17 protein-coding genes are annotated in these 15,660 nt (G+C 71.9%); 4 read left to right on the forward strand and 13 right to left on the reverse strand.

Annotation, left to right across the window (positions count from 1 at the left end; all coding sequences use genetic code 11):
- Positions 1-114 precede the first annotated feature (114 nt).
- Entirely contained in the window at positions 115-1,680 is a 1,566-nt protein-coding gene (locus tag BIU96_RS03570; RefSeq protein WP_254785937.1) for a methyltransferase, read from the reverse strand.
- Positions 1,677-2,042, reverse strand: coding sequence for a helix-turn-helix transcriptional regulator (locus BIU96_RS03575; RefSeq protein ID WP_071291240.1), 366 nt, complete (start codon positions 2,040-2,042; stop codon positions 1,677-1,679). The genes BIU96_RS03570 and BIU96_RS03575 overlap by 4 nt, the downstream gene beginning before the upstream one ends.
- Positions 2,043-2,156: 114 nt before the next feature.
- Between BIU96_RS03575 and BIU96_RS03580 the strand changes: the two genes are divergently transcribed.
- A complete protein-coding gene (locus BIU96_RS03580; RefSeq protein ID WP_071291241.1) occupies positions 2,157-3,413 on the forward strand; it encodes an MFS transporter in 1,257 nt (418 codons plus the stop codon).
- A 29-nt stretch (positions 3,414-3,442) separates the two neighbouring features.
- On the opposite strand, the gene BIU96_RS03585 is transcribed toward BIU96_RS03580, so the two are convergent.
- Positions 3,443-3,892, reverse strand: coding sequence for a TIGR02611 family protein (locus BIU96_RS03585; RefSeq protein ID WP_071291242.1), 450 nt, complete (start codon positions 3,890-3,892; stop codon positions 3,443-3,445).
- Positions 3,893-4,023: 131 nt separating this feature from the next.
- Positions 4,024-4,356 carry a TraR/DksA C4-type zinc finger protein gene (locus tag BIU96_RS03590; RefSeq protein ID WP_071291243.1) on the reverse strand — a complete coding sequence of 111 codons (333 nt, stop codon included), beginning with the start codon at positions 4,354-4,356 and terminating at the stop codon, positions 4,024-4,026.
- Positions 4,357-4,405: 49 nt separating this feature from the next.
- Between BIU96_RS03590 and BIU96_RS03595 the strand changes: the two genes are divergently transcribed.
- The 3 genes from BIU96_RS03595 to BIU96_RS03605 all read left to right on the forward strand — a co-directional run bounded on the left by BIU96_RS03595 (position 4,406) and on the right by BIU96_RS03605 (position 6,531).
- Positions 4,406-5,443 carry an LLM class flavin-dependent oxidoreductase gene (locus tag BIU96_RS03595; protein WP_071291262.1) on the forward strand — a complete coding sequence of 346 codons (1,038 nt, stop codon included), beginning with the start codon at positions 4,406-4,408 and terminating at the stop codon, positions 5,441-5,443.
- A gap of 17 nt (positions 5,444-5,460) precedes the next feature.
- A complete protein-coding gene (locus BIU96_RS03600) occupies positions 5,461-5,985 on the forward strand; it encodes a hypothetical protein (protein WP_071291244.1) in 525 nt (174 codons plus the stop codon).
- A 99-nt stretch (positions 5,986-6,084) separates the two neighbouring features.
- Positions 6,085-6,531, forward strand: coding sequence for a DUF2510 domain-containing protein (locus BIU96_RS03605; protein WP_071291245.1), 447 nt, complete (start codon positions 6,085-6,087; stop codon positions 6,529-6,531).
- Positions 6,532-6,659: 128 nt separating this feature from the next.
- On the opposite strand, the gene BIU96_RS03610 is transcribed toward BIU96_RS03605, so the two are convergent.
- The 9 genes from BIU96_RS03610 to BIU96_RS03645 all read right to left on the reverse strand — a co-directional run bounded on the left by BIU96_RS03610 (position 6,660) and on the right by BIU96_RS03645 (position 15,533).
- Positions 6,660-7,652, reverse strand: a complete 993-nt coding sequence (locus BIU96_RS03610; protein WP_071291246.1) for a site-specific tyrosine recombinase XerD — start codon at positions 7,650-7,652, stop codon at positions 6,660-6,662.
- 58 nt (positions 7,653-7,710) lie between these two features.
- Positions 7,711-8,310 (reverse strand): DUF1349 domain-containing protein, encoded by a 600-nt coding sequence (locus tag BIU96_RS03615; RefSeq protein ID WP_071291247.1) that lies wholly within the window; start codon positions 8,308-8,310, stop codon positions 7,711-7,713.
- A complete protein-coding gene (locus tag BIU96_RS03620; protein ID WP_071291248.1) occupies positions 8,307-8,882 on the reverse strand; it encodes an NUDIX domain-containing protein in 576 nt (191 codons plus the stop codon). Before BIU96_RS03620 ends, BIU96_RS03615 begins: the two co-directional genes overlap by 4 nt.
- A 100-nt stretch (positions 8,883-8,982) precedes the next feature.
- The gene (locus BIU96_RS03625; protein ID WP_071291249.1) at positions 8,983-10,713 is read right to left on the reverse strand and encodes a CTP synthase; all 1,731 of its coding nucleotides are present in this window, start codon (positions 10,711-10,713) and stop codon (positions 8,983-8,985) included.
- Between the two features lie 168 nt (positions 10,714-10,881).
- Entirely contained in the window at positions 10,882-12,576 is a 1,695-nt protein-coding gene (gene recN, locus BIU96_RS03630; RefSeq protein WP_071291250.1) for a DNA repair protein RecN, read from the reverse strand.
- Between the two features lie 25 nt (positions 12,577-12,601).
- A complete protein-coding gene (locus tag BIU96_RS03635) occupies positions 12,602-13,528 on the reverse strand; it encodes an NAD kinase (protein ID WP_071291251.1) in 927 nt (308 codons plus the stop codon).
- Positions 13,525-14,358 carry a TlyA family RNA methyltransferase gene (locus BIU96_RS03640; protein WP_071291252.1) on the reverse strand — a complete coding sequence of 278 codons (834 nt, stop codon included), beginning with the start codon at positions 14,356-14,358 and terminating at the stop codon, positions 13,525-13,527. Before BIU96_RS03640 ends, BIU96_RS03635 begins: the two co-directional genes overlap by 4 nt.
- Positions 14,351-14,500, reverse strand: a complete 150-nt coding sequence (locus BIU96_RS19685; protein WP_166645777.1) for a hypothetical protein — start codon at positions 14,498-14,500, stop codon at positions 14,351-14,353. The genes BIU96_RS03640 and BIU96_RS19685 overlap by 8 nt, the downstream gene beginning before the upstream one ends.
- Positions 14,501-14,510: 10 nt before the next feature.
- Complete coding sequence (locus BIU96_RS03645; protein WP_071291253.1) at positions 14,511-15,533, reverse strand: HAD-IIA family hydrolase; 1,023 nt, start codon at positions 15,531-15,533, stop codon at positions 14,511-14,513.
- Positions 15,534-15,660: the final 127 nt, after the last annotated feature.

Below are 15,660 nucleotides of genomic sequence, written 5' to 3' on the forward strand. Positions count from 1 at the left end.
GGTCCCGCCCCGCCCCGCCCGCCCCTTCCGCAAAACGCAACGTCGGCGGTTGCTCGCAGCGACATAGCCCTGCGAGCAACCGCCACAGTTGCGTTTTGCGGGCCGGGCGCAGGGTCAGGCGGGGAGCAGCAGGCCGTCGAGCACGAGGTCACGGGCGCGCGGCAGCAGGTCCGCCGTCAGCGCCCCCTCGTCCGCACCGGTGATCTGGGCGATCGCGCCGATGATCGCCGCGACGGACAGGTCGCCGTCGCACGCGCCGACGAACGCGGCGAGCGCCGTGTCCGCGTCGACCCGTCGGCCGAACCCGCCGCCCTGCACGAGCGTCATCACGGTGGGATCGTCGTTGCCCGGCCAGTAGAAGCGTTCCTCGGTCACGTCACCGGCGACGCGGAGGTGCGCCGCGGCGAGCGCCTCGTCGTCGTGCGCGCCGAGCCAGGCGGCGGCGTCGAGGACGCGGGCGACGGTCGCACCGAGCCCCGCGGGGTTGGAGCCGAGCGTCTCGGGGACGCGCTCGAAGCGACTGAGGCAGGACGTGCCTCCAGGCCGGGGCTTCCGGACCACGACGTAGCCGAAGCCGACGCCGGTCACCCGTCGATCCTGGAGGTCGTCGAGCCACGCGTCGACCAGACCGTCGAACTCGGCACTGCCGGGCTTCGTGCCGCCGTCGCGGATCCACGTCTCGGCGTACGCGGCGGGGTCCTGGCGCTCGCGTTCGATGACCCAGACGTCGAGCCCGGTGTCGGCGAACCAGGCGCGCACACGGTCGAGCCCGTCGGAGCCCCAGCGGTACTCCCAGTTGCCGAGCAGTTGGGCGGTCCCACCGGGCTCGAGGTGGTCTGCGAGCCCCCGGAGCACGGTCTCGACCAGGGTGTCCCCGACCATGCCGCCGTCGCGGTACTCGTACGAGGGCACGCCCTCGCGGCGCGGGGTGATGACGAACGGCGGGTTCGAGACGATGCGGTCGAAGCGCTCCCCCGTGACCGGCTCGAAAAGCGAACCGAACCGGAAGTCGATGCCGTCGATGCCGTTCAGCTGCGCGTTGAACCGGGCGATGTCGAGCGCACGACGGGAGATGTCGGTGGCGACGACCTCGTCGGCGAAGCGCCGAGCGTGCATGGCTTGGATGCCGCAGCCGGTGCCGAGGTCGAGCACCCGGCGGACGGGCACGGGGACCTGCAGGCCGGACAGCGTCGTGGTGGCGCCGCCGATGCCGAGGACGTGCTCCTCACCGAGGGCCGTGCCGAGCGCGAGCTCCCCGAGGTCGGACACGATCCACCAGCTGCCGGCGCCGAGGTCGTCGACGAAGGCGTAGGGGCGGAGGTCGACCGCGGGGTGCACCGCGTCGTCAGTGCCGCCCTCACGCACGAGGCCGGCGGCGACGACGGCGTCGAGTCCGGCGTCGGGGAAGGCCGCCGCGGCGTCGGCGCGGGGCACCGGCAGACCGAGGACGAACAGGGTGGCGAGGGTGCTCAGCGGGGTGGTGTCGCGCCCACCCAGGGCACGAAGCGCAGCGACGCGGGAGCCGCGGTGCAGCGACGCGGCTGCCTCCGAGCCCCAGAGCGCGTCGAGCCGGTCGACGGTGAAGCCGGCGGCGGTGAGGTCGTGACGGAGCGCTTCGGTGACCGCGGGTTCCGCGACGATCGTCGGCAGGGTGTGCACCGAGGCCGGGCCGCCGCTCACGGGGCGACCTCGTCGCGCATCAGGGCCGCGGGGACCTGCCAGGCGAACACGAGGTCGAGCAGACCCGGGAACCGCTGCTCGACGTCCTCGATGCGGGCGCGGCTCGAGCGGGTGAGCCCTTCCTGGTGCTGCTCGAGGAGCCCGGCCTCGCGCAGGACGCGGAAGTGGTGCGTCAGCGTGGACTTCGGCCGATCGATGCCGACCCAGCCGCAGCTGCGGATGCCACCGGCGGCGTCGACCAGGTAGCGGTGCAGGATCGCGAGCCGGATCGGGTCGCTCAGGGCGTCCATCACGACCGGGAGGTCCATCTCCGCCACCGACGGTTGCGGCAGGTGTTCGGGGGCTTCCACGTGCGCGGGCATGGACGGGACGCTACCACCGTTCCCCTCACAGTACGACTTGCGTCGTACAGCCATCTCCTGTACGAATGCAGTCGTACATCAGCGTCCCCGAGGCGCACGAAGGAAGGGGCGCCCATGGCGCAGTCAGTTCGCTCGGTCGCCGGGTTCTGGATCCTCGCGGCGATGCTCCTGGTCTCGGTCGCCTCGTCGGCGGTCCCGTCGCCGATCTACCCCGTGTACGCCGCCGAGTGGCACCTCACGCCGCTCATGCTCACCGGCGTCTTCGCGATCTACGTCGCCGGACTGCTCGCGAGCCTGCTCGTCGCCGGTCGCCTCTCCGACCACGTCGGTCGGAAGCCGGTGCTCGTCGTCGGCGGGCTCGGCGTCGCCCTCTCCCTCGGCCTGTTCGCCGTGGCGGACGGCGTCGGCGCGCTCATCGTCGACCGCATCGTGCAGGGCGTCTCGGTCGGTCTGCTCATCGGCGCGCTCGGTGCCGCGCTCATCGACAACTCGCTCGAGCGGCACCCCGCGCTGGCCGGCGTGCTGAACGGCGTCATCCCACCGATCGCCCTCGCCACCGGAGCACTGTCGAGCGGCGCCCTCGTCGAGTGGGGTCCCGCGCCCGAACAGCTCGTGTACGTCCTCTTCGGCGCCCTGCTCGTCCTCATGGTGATCGCGCTCGTGGTCGTCCCCGAGCGCGTCACCCCACGACCCGGGGCGCTCCGCTCCCTGCGCCCGCGCATCAGCGTGCCCCGGGCCTCGCGTCGCCTGTTCCGCAGCGTGGCAGGCTCCCTCGTCGCCAGCTGGGCCCTCGGCGGGATGTTCCTGTCGCTCGTCCCGTCCGCCCTCGGCGCCGTGTTCGGCATCGAGAACCACTTCGCCGCCGGCGCGCTCATCGCCGTCGTCACCGGCGTCGGTGCGCTCACCGGGCTCGCGATCCAGCGGATGGACGCCCGCAAGGCCGTGCTGATCGGCCTCGTCGCCCTCGTGCTCGGCCCGGTCGTCACCGTCGCGTTCGTGATGGCGCACTCCCTGCCGGGCCTGGTGATCGGCAGCGCGATCGCCGGCGTCGGCTTCGGTGCCGGGTTCCAGGCGCCGCTCCGGATGCTGCTCGCGACCGCTGCCCCGACCCACCGCGCGGGACTCCTGTCGACGATCTACGTCGTGAGCTACCTGGCGTTCGGCGTCCCCGCCGTCATCGGTGGCCTGCTCGAGCCCTGGATCGGCCTCGTGCCCGTCATCGCCGGGTACGGCGGGTTCATCGTCCTCGCGGCCGTCGTCGCCCTCGTGCTGCAGCTCACCTCGAAGGAGGCCGCCACCGTCGAGGAGGCAGCCGCCGACGCCGTCGAGCGAACCGCCACCGGCACGATCCGGGTCGCCCCCACCGAGTAGGGGCCGTCACCCGGGTGCTGTCACCAGGGTCAGTGCCCGGGACGCGCCGAGTTCGTCCCGCGTGCACGTCCCCGGACCCCGACGGTGCGCGTGGCACCGGTGTGCGCAGCGTCGACGTCGGCCTTGCCCCGGTCGGCGGCGTCACGCAGACGCTTCGGTCCGTGCCGCTTCGCCCAGTCCCAGAAGCGGTGCAGCTGCGCCTTGAGCCACACGATGATCTTGTGGAAGAAGTGGAACTCGCTGGCCAGGACGGTCAGACCGATGAAGACCACGAGCCAGCCCGGGCCCGGCAGGGGCACCAGGATCAGTCCGATGATGACGACCAGCCCGCCGACGATCCCGATGAGCACCTTGTAGAACAGGTGCACGTGCGGGCGGGCGTGGATCCACGCGCGCATCCGGTGGAACCACTGGAAGCGCTGACGAGGAGCGTCGTCGGGCCGGAGCTCGACGGCTCGGTCGTTCGGGTCGCCGTCCATGCCGGAACGGTATGACTCGCGGCTGGGAATCCGCGGCGCACGCGGTGGGCGCTGAGTGCGCATCACAGGAGGCGCGTGGCGGTGCCGACCCGCGCCTCCAGTCCGTCAGGTCGTGACTGCCTGGAGGCGCGTCATGCGTGCGCCACGCACGTCGCGGCCCACGGGACGGCGGCGAGTCGGGCCTCCGGGATCGGCTCCCCACCGACGGCGCACCGACCGTAGGTCCCGGCGTCGAGCCGCGCCAGCGCGGCGTCGACCAGTCGGATCCGCGCTCGCGCGTCGTCGCGGACCGCGCCGAGCGAGCCGCGCTCCCACGCGAGGGTCGCGCCCTCCGGGTCGTGCTCGTCGTCGGAGTTGGCGTCCTGGCGGGCGTCGCTCACGTCACGCATGCTCCGCTCGACGGCCGCGAGGAGCCGCTCGTTGCGCGCGCGTTCGGCGTCCAGTGCCGCGCGGGGGTCGTCCATGCGGGACACGGTAGTCGGGTGGAATGGCCGCGGCGTCGGATGCGTTCGTATCGACATGACCAAGATCGGGTTCCTGTCGTTCGGACACTGGCGCGACGTGCCGGGGTCGAAGGTGCGCAGCGGGCGTGAGGCCCTCGTGCAGGCGATCGACCTCGCGGTCGCTGCTGAAGAGGCCGGCGTCGACGGTGCCTACTTCCGCGTTCACCACTTCGCGCCGCAGCAGGCGGCGCCGTTCCCCCTGCTCTCGGCGATCGCCGCCCGCACCAGCCGGATCGAGATCGGCACGGGCGTCATCGACATGCGCTACGAGAACCCGCTCTACATGGCAGAGGAGGCCGCGGCGACCGACCTGATCTCCGGCGGACGACTGCAGCTCGGCGTCTCCCGTGGGTCACCCGAGACCGCCCTCGCCGGTTACCAGCAGTTCGGCTACGTACCGGACGCCTCCGACGAGAACGGCGGCGACATGGCCCGGGCACACACCGACGTGTTCCGCCGCGCGATCGCCGGCGAGCCGATGGCGAACGCCAACCCGCAGATGACCGGCTCCGTCGGATCGCTGCCGATCTCCCCGCTCTCCGACGGCCTGGGCGACCGCATCTGGTGGGGCGCCGGCACACGAGCCACCGCGGAGTGGACCGCCGAGCAGGGCATGAACCTGATGTCCTCGACGCTCCTCACCGAGGACACCGGCGTGCCGTTCGACGAGCTGCAGGCCGAGCAGATCGAGCGCTTCCGTCGAGTGTGGGCGGAGTCGGGCTGGGAGCGCACCCCGCGCGTCTCCGTCTCGCGCAGCATCATCCCGATCATCGACGACGAGTCCCGGCACTACTTCGGCGTCCGGGCACAGGTCGAGGGGCAGGACCAGGTCGGACACCTCGACGGCGGGCTCGCCCGCTTCGGTCGCTCGTACATCGGGTCGCCCGAGGACCTCGTCGCGGAGCTCGCGGCTGACCAGGCCGTCCGCGCCGCCGACACCGTGCTCGTCACCGTGCCGAACCAGCTGGGCGTCGACTTCAACGCCCGGCTGCTCGCCGCGGTGAAGGACGTCTTCACCGAGGTCGACGCGGCGCCCGTCCCGGCCTGACCGCTCGAGTCGCGGCCATGGGCGTCGTGCTGGAGGGGTCGGACCTCGTCCACCTCGCCGCGGGCACCCGCATGTGGGTGCAACGAACCCACTTCAGCCTGACCGGCTCCGCGGACGTGTCCGACGACGAGGTGCTCCGTGGGCTGCTCTCGGCGGACGGGTACGGGCACGACTACGCGGCGCCGTTCCCCGGGCGCAACACCGACGGCCACGTCGCCGTGCACGGACGGTGGACCCTGCAGAGCATCACCGTCGGTTCGTTCGAGCGGACGACCGTCGCCGAAGCCGGCCGTGTCATCCGGACGTGGTCGGCCGAGCAGGACTGGACCGACCCGGACTTCCGGCAGCCCGAGGACGTCGTCCGTGCCCTCGACGACGTGATCGACGGACTCGGCGTCGGGGCCCTGTACCGACTGCGCGACCCCGGTCCCGAGCGCGAGCACGACTACGGCTGGGTGACGGGCGGCAACGGCTTCCACGAGTTCGTCGTGATCGACCGCAGTGCGCGCCGAGTGTCGGTCGTGGTCGCCTCGGACGACTGACGGTCCCCCTTCCTGCCGACACCCGGGATGGGACTGTGGCGGCTCCTCGCGCTCCCGTAGCGTCGAGGAGCACCATCCGCCGCACCTCGAGGAGCACCAGTGACACTGCCGGCCGCCGGCTGGTTCCCGGACCCGCAGGACGCCAGTCGCCTGCGCTGGTGGGACGGTCACGCCTGGGGAGCGGCGACCCGCGTGCTGCCGAGCCGCGCGGAGTCGATCGTGCCGGTGGTCGTGACGCCCGTCGGGCCGTCGTTCTCCGTCCAGCCCTCGGTGGTGCGGACCGTTTCGTGGGCGTCCGGCGGCTCCCGAGTGCACCGTGTCAGCGTGTTCTCGTCGCTGGCGGTCCTGCTGGCGGCGGCCTCGGTCGTGTTCAACCCCTGGGGGTTGTGCAGCGCGGTCGCGCTCTTCTGCGGGGTCGTCGGGATGCTCCGTCCGGGAGCGACGGGCGGCTGGCGGGTCGTCGCCCGCAGTGCTTCGGCGAGCGCCCTGGTCGTGGCCGTGGCGACGGCTGCGGTGGCCGCGTCCACGCAGTTCCACCTGTTCTGAGGCGTCGTGCGCCCGCGCGGACGATCGTCGAGGGCGCAGAAATCGTCGGGTCCGTCGGGACCACACGACGATTCCTGCTCCCTCGACGCGGAGACACGCGACATGGAGACACGCGAGCTGCGCGCCCGCTACCGCCGTGCCCGCGGGTGCGACGTCTGGTACACGTCGCGGAGCATGTCCGCCGTCACCATCGTGTAGATCTGCGTCGTCGCGACGCTCGCGTGGCCGAGCAGCTCCTGCACGACCCGCACGTCGGCCCCGCCCTCGAGCAGGTGCGTCGCGAACGAGTGCCGGAAGGTGTGCGGCGACACGTGGTCGGCGAGCTCAGCGCGTGACGCCGCCGCCTGGATCACGAGCCAGGCGCTCTGCCGCGACAGTCGAGCGCCCCGAGCACCGAGGAACAGTGCCGGCGTGGAGGGTCCCCGCGCGGCGAACACCGGTCGGGCCCGCACCAGGTACGCGTCGATCGCCGCCCGGGCGAAGCTGCCGAGCGGCACCACGCGCTGCTTGTTTCCCTTGCCGGTGACCTTCACCACGGCGAGCCCGTCAGCGTCCGGCGCAGAGTCGTCCGACAGCGTCGTCACGTCGTCGACGGACAGTCCGACCGCTTCGGAGATGCGCGCCCCCGTGGCGTACAGCAGCTCGAGCAGGGCCCGGTCGCGCAGCTGCACGGGGTCGTCGTCCGAGGTCGCCGCCGCGCCGAGCAACCGCTCCATGTCGTGCACGGAGATCGCCTTCGGCAGCCGCATCGGAGCCTTCGGCGGCCGGACGGACGCGCCGGGGTCGAGCGGAAGCCAGCCCTCCGCTGCGGCGAACGCAGTGAACGACCGGACGGAGCTGAGCATCCGGGCGATCGACCGCGGTGCGAGGGGTCCGGACGGCCGGGTCGCCAGGTGCTCGACGAACCCCGCGAGGTCGGCGCGGGCGATTCGGGCGACGTCGTCGAGCACGGCCGCTCCCCCGGCCCGGTCGGCCCCGTCGGAGTCGACGACCGGTGCCGTCGCCAGCCAGTCGGCGAACGTGGCGAGGTCGCGCCGGTACGCCGACAGGGTGTGCTGCGAGAGCCCACGCTCGATCGCGATGTGCCGCAGGTACGTCTCCGTCGCGCGGTCGAGGGGCATCACGTCACGAGGCTAGCCGCAGAACGACCGAACCCTCACCGAAAGCGACCCCACCCGCTCAGTGCAACGACCCGTCCGGCTCGCCCACCCGGTACCCGGTGAACGTCACGGTCAGCCCGGCCCGCGTCGGCGCAGCGCACAGCAGCCCCGCCGACACCACGGCGTCCGGGTCGAGGTACGCGACGCGTACGAGCCGCGGCTCCTCGCCCTCCGCCCACGCCCGCACCGTCACGGCGTCGCCGTCACGACTCGCTCGGACCGTCACGACGCGTCCGGCCCACTCGGCCACGGGCGCCACCGACCAGTCCGAGAACTCCCGCGTGACCACCGCACCCAGCTGCGGCACGCCGTCCGAGAACTCGACCCCCGCCTTGATCCACGTGTGGTCGTCGACGCGGAGGAACACCCCGGCCTGGTCGAACTGCTCCGTGTAGTCGAGGACGAACGACACCTCGACCGAGGACCGTCCGGCGATCGGCTGCAGCAGCGCGTGCTCGGAGTCGTGCACGAACCCGTACGAGGTGGTCCGCCAGGCATCGCTGCCCTCGACCGCGGTGACCCGCAGGACGTCGCCGTCGAGCGTCACCGCTTCCGGCTCGTGCGTCCACGTCCCGACGTCGAGCAGGTCCCGCAGCCCCTGCGCAGCCGACCCGCTCACTTCGCGCGCTGCTCGATCGCCTCGACGGCGAGGGCCGCGACGACGAGGGCGGAGTTGTTGAGCCGACCCGCGAGGATCCCGTCGATCACCTCGGAGCGCGGCACCCAGCGCTTCACGATGTCGGCCTCCTCGGCCTCGCGCTCGAACGCCGACGCCGTCGCTCGGACCCCGCGAGCCCGGTAGATCTGGATGAACTCGTCGCTGCCACCGGACGAGGTGTTGTAGCGGACGAGCGGCTCCCACGTGTCGGCCTCGAGGTCGGCTTCCTCGGCGAGCTCTCGCGCGGCGGCGGTCTGGTGGTCCTCGCCCTCCATGTCGAGCAGGCCGGCGGGCAGCTCCCAGTCGCGCAGCCGCACGGGGTGTCGGTACTGCTGGATCACGAGGACGCGGCCCTCGTCGTCCTCGGCGTACACGGCGACGGCACCCGTGTGGTCCACGTACTCGCGCACCATCGTGTCGTCGTTGTAGGCGATGGTGTCCCGTCGGATGTCCCACACCGCCCCCTCGTAGACGACGGTGGATTCGGTGACCTCGAAGGAGGCGGATTCGTCGGAGAGGGGCGCGTCAGTCACGTCACCATCCTGGCACGCGCCTCCGACGTGCCCGCAGACGGACGGGAGGCGCGGTGCCAGCTGGCACCGCGCCTCCCGTCCGACCGTGGTGGGCCCGCGCTTACGCGACCTGCTCCTCGGTCTGCGGGTCGAAGAGGCTGGACGCCTCGTGCCGCTCGATCGCGGCGGCGACGAGCCCCGCGAACAGCGGGTGCGCGTCGGTCGGACGCGAGCGGAGCTCCGGGTGCGCCTGGGTGGCGATGTAGAACGGGTGCACGTCCCGCGGCAGCTCGACGTACTCCACCAGCGTGCCGTCGGGCGACGTGCCCGAGAAGACCAGGCCGGCGTCCGCGATCTGCTCGCGGTACTTGTTGTTCACCTCGTAGCGGTGACGGTGCCGCTCGGAGGCCTCCGGCGCTCCGTACAGTTCCGCCGCCAGCGAGCCTTCGGTGAACGACGCCGGGTACAGGCCCAGGCGCATCGTGCCGCCCAGGTCACCCCCGGCGATGATGTCCACCTGCTCCGCCATCGTCGCGATGACCGGGGTCGAGGTCTCCGGGTCGAACTCGGTGCTCGACGCGTCGGTCAGGCCGACCTCGTGCCGGGCGTACTCGATGACCATGCACTGCAGGCCGAGGCACAGGCCGAGCGTCGGGATGCCCTGCTCACGCGCGAACTTCAGCGCGCCGAGCTTGCCCTCGATGCCGCGCACGCCGAACCCACCCGGGATGCAGATGCCGTCGACGTCGCCGAGCTGCTTGGCCGCCCCCTCGGGCGTGGTGCAGTCGTCCGACACGACCCACTTCAGCGTGACCTTCGCGTCGTGCGCGAAGCCACCCGCGCGGAGCGCCTCGGTGACGGACAGGTATGCGTCGGGCAGGTCGATGTACTTGCCGACCAGCGCGATCGTGACGGCCTTCTTCGGCTCGTGCACGGCACGCAGGACCGGGGTCCACGCGGTCCAGTCCACCGGACCGGCGTCGAGCCGGAGCGCGTCGACGATGACCTGGTCGAGGCCCTGGTTGTTCAGCAGCGTCGGCAGGTCGTAGATCGAGGGGACGTCCACCGCGTTGACCACGGCGTCCTCGTCGACGTCGCACATCAGCGCGATCTTGCGCTTGTTCGACTCCGACACCGGGCGGTCCGACCGCAGCACGAGCGCGTCGGGCTGGATGCCGATCGAGCGGAGCGCGGCGACGGAGTGCTGCGTCGGCTTGGTCTTCTGCTCGCCAGAGGCGTTCATGAACGGCACGAGCGAGACGTGCACGAAGAACACGTTGTTCCGGCCGAGCTCGTGCCGCACCTGACGAGCGGACTCGATGAAGGGCTGCGACTCGATGTCACCGACCGTGCCGCCGACCTCGGTGATGATGACGTCGGGCTGCGGGTCGTTCTGCGCCTGCTCGCGCATCCGACGCTTGATCTCGTCGGTGATGTGCGGGATGACCTGGACCGTGTCACCGAGGTACTCGCCGCGACGTTCCTTGGCGATCACCGTCGAGTACACCTGACCGGTGGTCACGTTGGCCGACTGCGACAGGTTGATGTCGAGGAAGCGCTCGTAGTGCCCGATGTCGAGGTCCGTCTCCGCACCGTCGTCGGTCACGAAGACCTCGCCGTGCTGGAACGGGTTCATCGTGCCCGGGTCCACATTGAGGTACGGGTCGAGCTTCTGCATGACGACCTTGAGGCCGCGTGCCGTGAGGAGGTTGCCGAGGCTCGCGGCCGTCAGGCCCTTGCCGAGAGACGAGACGACCCCGCCGGTCACGAAGATCTGCTTCGTCACCTTCGGGGTCGAGGTGTTCGAGTTCTGGGTGCTTGCCTGGGTACCGCTGCTGAGAGTGTCCGCCACGGGATTCCATCGTACGTCAGAACTGCCGGGAGGCGCGACCTCGGTTCGCCGTGGGCGTTGCGCGGGCGGGTGGCCGGGTGTCCGGGCCCCGCTCGGCCCCGCCTTCCGGCCGCCTGTCCGGGCCACGCTCGGCCCCGCCTTCCGGCCGTCTGTCCGCCTGTCCGTCTGTCAGGCCTTCTGGCCGGCGACGTCGAGTAGCTCGCGCGCGTGTTCGATGCCGCTGGCGCTATCCCCGAGCCCCGAGAGCAGTCGCGCCATCTCCTGCAGGCGCTCCTCGCCCTCGAGCCGCCGCACGCTCGACGACGTCACCGCACCGCTGGCGTCCTTCACGACGTTGAGGTGGTTGTTCGCGAACGCCGCGACCTGCGCCAGGTGCGTGACGACGATGACCTGCGTGCGCTCCGCCAGCTTCGCCAGCCGCCGCCCGATCTCGATCGCCGCGGCGCCGCCCACTCCGGCGTCGACCTCGTCGAAGACGAACGTCGGCACGGTGGTGCTGCCGGCCATGACGACCTCGATCGCGAGCATCACCCGTGAGAGCTCGCCACCCGAGGCGCCCTTGCTGATCGGCCGCGGATCCGTGCCGGAGTGCGGCTGGAGCAGGATCGACACCTGGTCGCGTCCGTGCCGCCGGTACTCGCCGGCGTCGGTGACCTCGACCACCAGGGTCGCTCCGGCCATCGCGAGGGTCTTCAGCTCGGCCGTCACGCGCTTCGCGAGGTCCGTCGCAGCCTTCGTCCGCGCAGTGGTCAGGGCAGCGGCGGCCGCCTCGAGTGCCTGTTCGTCCTGTTCGACCGCAGCCTGCAGCGCCACGATCCGGTCGTCGTCACCGTCGAGTTCGAGCAGGCGGTCGCTCGCGCGTTGTCCGTACGCGATGACGTCGTCGATGGTCTCGCCGTACTTGCGGGTCAGCCCGGCCAGGAGCGCCCGGCGCTCGTTGATGAGTTCGAGGTCGTGTCCGGCATCCGGCTCGAGCGACCCGATGTAGCTCGACAGGCTCGCCGAGGCCTCGCTCGCCTGGATCCCGAGCTCCGTCAGCTGCTCGAGCACCGGCTGGAGTGCCGCGTCGGAGCCAGCCACACGTTCGATCGCCCGGCGGGCGGACTCGACGAGTCCCACCACGTCCTGCACACCGTCGAGGGACTCGCTCGACAGCGCTTCGTGGGCGAGCCCGGCGGACAGCCGGAGTTCCTCGAGGTTGCCCAGGCGATCGGCGCGTTCGCCGAGCTCGACGTCCTCGCCGGGCTGCGGGTCGGCGGCCTCGATCTCGTCCGAAGCCGCGCGGAGCCGCTCGGCCTCGGCCAGGCGGTCGTCGCGGTCACGGGTGAGGGTCTCGAGGTCGCCGGTGTGCTGCTGCCACGTGTCGTAGGCCGAAACGTACCGCTGCAGGACCTTCTCGAGCGCGGGACCGCCGAAGCCGTCGAGCGCCGCACGCTGGGCGGTCGCCGAGGTCAGGCGGATCTGGTCCGACTGCCCGTGCACGGTGACGAGCTGGTCGGCGAGTTCGCCGAGCACCGCCACGGGGGCGCTCCGGCCGCCGACGATCGCCCGGCTGCGGCCCTCGGCCGAGACGGTGCGGGTCAGGATGAGTTCGCCGTCCTCGACCGTGCCGCCGGCGTCCTCGACGCGCTCGGCGACGGCGTCGTGGTCCGGCACGTGCCAGCGGCCCTCGACGACGGCGCTCGATGCACCGCGACGGACCGAGGTTGCGTCGGCCCGGGCACCGAGCAGGAGTCCGAGCGCGGTGACGATCATCGTTTTCCCCGCACCGGTCTCGCCGGTCACGACGGTGAAGCCGGGGCCGAGCTCGAGCGTGGTCTCACCGATCACGCCGAGGTCGGAGATCTGGATCTCCTCGATCACAGCGCGACCTCGCAACCCTCGGCGATCACTGCTGGTCCTCGTCGTCCTGCTGCGGGCCGCGCCACCCGGCGACGGGCAACTGGAACTTGGCCACGAGCCGATCGGTGAACGGAGCGTCCTTGAGGCGCGCGACACGCACCGGGTCGGGCGACCGCCGCACCTCGACACGAGCGCCGGGCGGCAGGTCGTGCGTCCGCCGGCCGTCGCACCAGAGCACTCCGACGCCGCTGGTCCGCCGCAGGACCTCGACCGCGAGGACGCGGTCCGGCCCCACCACGATCGGACGGGCGAACAGGGCGTGGGCGCTGAGCGGCACCATGAGGAGCGCGTCGACGTCCGGCCACACGATGGGACCGCCGCCGGAGAACGAGTAGGCGGTGGACCCGGTCGGCGTGGAGATGACGACCCCGTCGCACCCGAAGGACGACAACGGGCGCCCGTCCACCTCGGTCACGACCTCGAGCATGCGCTCCCGCGAGGCCTTCTCGATCGTGGCCTCGTTGAGGGCCCAGGACGTGTAGACGACCTTCTGCCCGACGACCACGTCAACCTGCAGGGTCACGCGTTCCTCGACGTGGTACTCGCCGGCGAGGACCCGCTCGACCGTCGAGGTCAGGCCGTCCCGCTCGCTCTCGGCGAGGAAGCCGACGTGGCCGAGGTTCACGCCCACGATCGGGGCGCCGGTGCCCCGGACGAGTTCGGCGGCCCGGAGGATCGTGCCGTCGCCGCCGAGGACGATGACGATCTCGAGCTGGTCCGCCTGGATGTCCACGCCGAGGATGTCGACCTGGCCGACCGAGGCTTCGGCGCGCCGGATGTCGGCGTACTCGTCGAAGGGCATCACCGGCACGAGGCCGGCCGCGTGCAGGAGGTCGCAGACCTCGACCGCGGCGTCGATGGAGTCACGGCGACCCGTGTGGGACACCAGGAGGATGTGCCGGTCGTCGCTCATGCCGTCCCTTCCGTCAGTTCTGTCGCCCGGACGATCCATTCTGTCGGATTGGCACCGACATCCCGCTGGAAGCGCGCCAGGTACTCGTGGTTGCCGTGCGTGCCGACGATCGGCGACGCGGCGAGCCCGGTCGTGCCGAGACCGAGGTCCCAGGCCGCCCAGAGCACGTTCATGAGCGCGTCGTTCCGGAGCGCAGGGTCACGGACGATGCCCTCGCGGACACCCGTACGCCCGACCTCGAACTGCGGCTTCACGAGCAGGACGAAGTCGTCCGCCGGGACCGCCTCGACCAGTGCGGGCAGCACCAGGCGCAGCGAGATGAACGACAGGTCGCCCACCACCAGGCTGGTCTCCGCCGCTGCGGGATCGAGCGCCGCGTAGTCCGCGGCGGTGAGGTTGCGTGCGTTGACGCCCTCGACAACGACGACGCGCGGGTCGAGCGCCACGACCGGGTCGAGCTGGCCGTGGCCGACGTCGAGCGCAACCACCCGACGGGCTCCACGGTGCAGCAGGACCTGGGTGAACCCGCCGGTGCTGGCGCCGACGTCGAGCACGACGCGGTCGGTCGGGTCGACGCCGAACGTGTCGAGCGCGCCGACGAGCTTCCGTGCCGCCCGGGACACCCACTCGTCGACCGTGTCGACCTCGATCGCCGCGGAGGGCACGAACGCGGCGGAGGGCTTCACCACCGGTGCGCCGGCGACGGTCACCCGCCCGGCCTGGATGAGTTTGGCCGCGGCCGTCCGCGACTTCGCGAGCCCGCGCACGGCGAGGAGCGCGTCGAGCCGGACGGGCGCGGTGTCCTGTCCGACCGTGGGGTCGTCAGGCACTCGCCGAGCCACCGCTCTCGAGCCGTGTCCGGAGTTCGTCGTGCAGCGCGGCGAACGCGTCGGCGCGCTCGGTCAGCGGGAGCGCCTCGACCGCAGCGGTGCGCTGCGCGAAGTCGTCGGTTCCCTGCTCGTCGTCCGGCACGTGGGACACGCTACTCGCCGCCGTACAGCTTCGGGTCGACGTCGAGACCGTAGATCGCGAGCCCGGACTCCCAGATGAGCGCCGTACCCGCACGCAGCAGATCGAGGGCGTCGCCGTCGTCCAGCACGCGCACGACGTGGCCGCGCATCGCGACCGTGACGTCGCCGACCGTCGCGTACTTCGTGCCGTCCGGGTCCTCGCGCCGGATCGTCACCGGGTACGGCTTCGACAGACCGCGCAGGTCGCCGAGGATGTACGTCGGACGCGAACGCTGGTCGGCCGCGAGCACCTGCTTCGCCGTGTCGATGCCGGTCAGCACGAGCACGCTCGGGATGCCGGCGTCGTTCGCACCCTTGATGTCCGTGTCGAGACGATCGCCGATGAACAGCGGGTGCTCGCCGCCGAAGCGGGCGATGGCCGCGTCGAAGATGGGCCGCTCGGGCTTCCCCGCGACGACCGGCATCCGGCCGACGGCCTGGTGCACGGCGGACACGAGCGTGCCGTTGCCGGGCGCGATGCCGCGCTCGACCGGGATCGACCAGTCCATGTTCGTCGCGACCCACGGCACGTCCGGGTCGGCGAGGGCGAAGGACGCCTCGGCGAGGTGCGTCCAACCGAGGTCCGGCGAGAACCCCTGGATGACCGCCGCCGGGGAGTCCTCGGCACTGGCCGTCACGGTGAACCCGGCTTCCTCGACGATGCTCGTCAGGCCGAGGCCCCCAGTCACGAGGACCGTCGACCCGGCGGGCACGAGAGTCTCGAGCAGCCGGACGCCGGCCTGCGACGAGGTCACGACGTCGTCCGCCGACACCTCGAGCCCGTAGCGCTCGAGGTGCTCGGCGACGTCGACGGGGCGACGGGACGCGTTGTTCGTGATGTACCCGACGCGCGCGGTCAGCGAGGCGCGGGTCAGCGCTTCGACCGCGTGCGGGATGGCGTTGCGGCCGCGGTAGACGACGCCGTCGAGGTCGGTGAGGACGACGTCCACACCGTCCGTCGGCGGCTTCGGGGTGTCAGTCGGCTGCGGACCCATCGACGTCGACGGGGTTGTCGTCGTCGATCTCGCCGAGGTCGTCGTCGGGCTCGTCGTGCTCGGGGTCGGGGTCTCCGAGCGGCTCGAGCTGGTCGGGCTCGCCGGGTTCGTCGGACTCGAGCTCGTC

The sequence above is a fragment of the Curtobacterium sp. MCBA15_008 genome (genome assembly GCF_001865065.1).
Classification (GTDB): domain Bacteria; phylum Actinomycetota; class Actinomycetes; order Actinomycetales; family Microbacteriaceae; genus Curtobacterium.

Coding starts and splice junctions, on each gene's coding strand:
- BIU96_RS03590 (WP_071291243.1), bottom strand. CDS start 4,356: ATGGACGACCCCCGCGCGGCACTGGACGCCGAACGCGCGCGCAACGAG.
- BIU96_RS03600 (WP_071291244.1), top strand. CDS start 5,461: ATGGGCGTCGTGCTGGAGGGGTCGGACCTCGTCCACCTCGCCGCGGGC.
- BIU96_RS03585 (WP_071291242.1), bottom strand. CDS start 3,892: ATGGACGGCGACCCGAACGACCGAGCCGTCGAGCTCCGGCCCGACGAC.
- BIU96_RS03610 (WP_071291246.1), bottom strand. CDS start 7,652: ATGCCCCTCGACCGCGCGACGGAGACGTACCTGCGGCACATCGCGATC.
- BIU96_RS03580 (WP_071291241.1), top strand. CDS start 2,157: ATGGCGCAGTCAGTTCGCTCGGTCGCCGGGTTCTGGATCCTCGCGGCG.
- BIU96_RS03645 (WP_071291253.1), bottom strand. CDS start 15,533: ATGGGTCCGCAGCCGACTGACACCCCGAAGCCGCCGACGGACGGTGTG.
- BIU96_RS03575 (WP_071291240.1), bottom strand. CDS start 2,042: ATGCCCGCGCACGTGGAAGCCCCCGAACACCTGCCGCAACCGTCGGTG.
- BIU96_RS03635 (WP_071291251.1), bottom strand. CDS start 13,528: ATGAGCGACGACCGGCACATCCTCCTGGTGTCCCACACGGGTCGCCGT.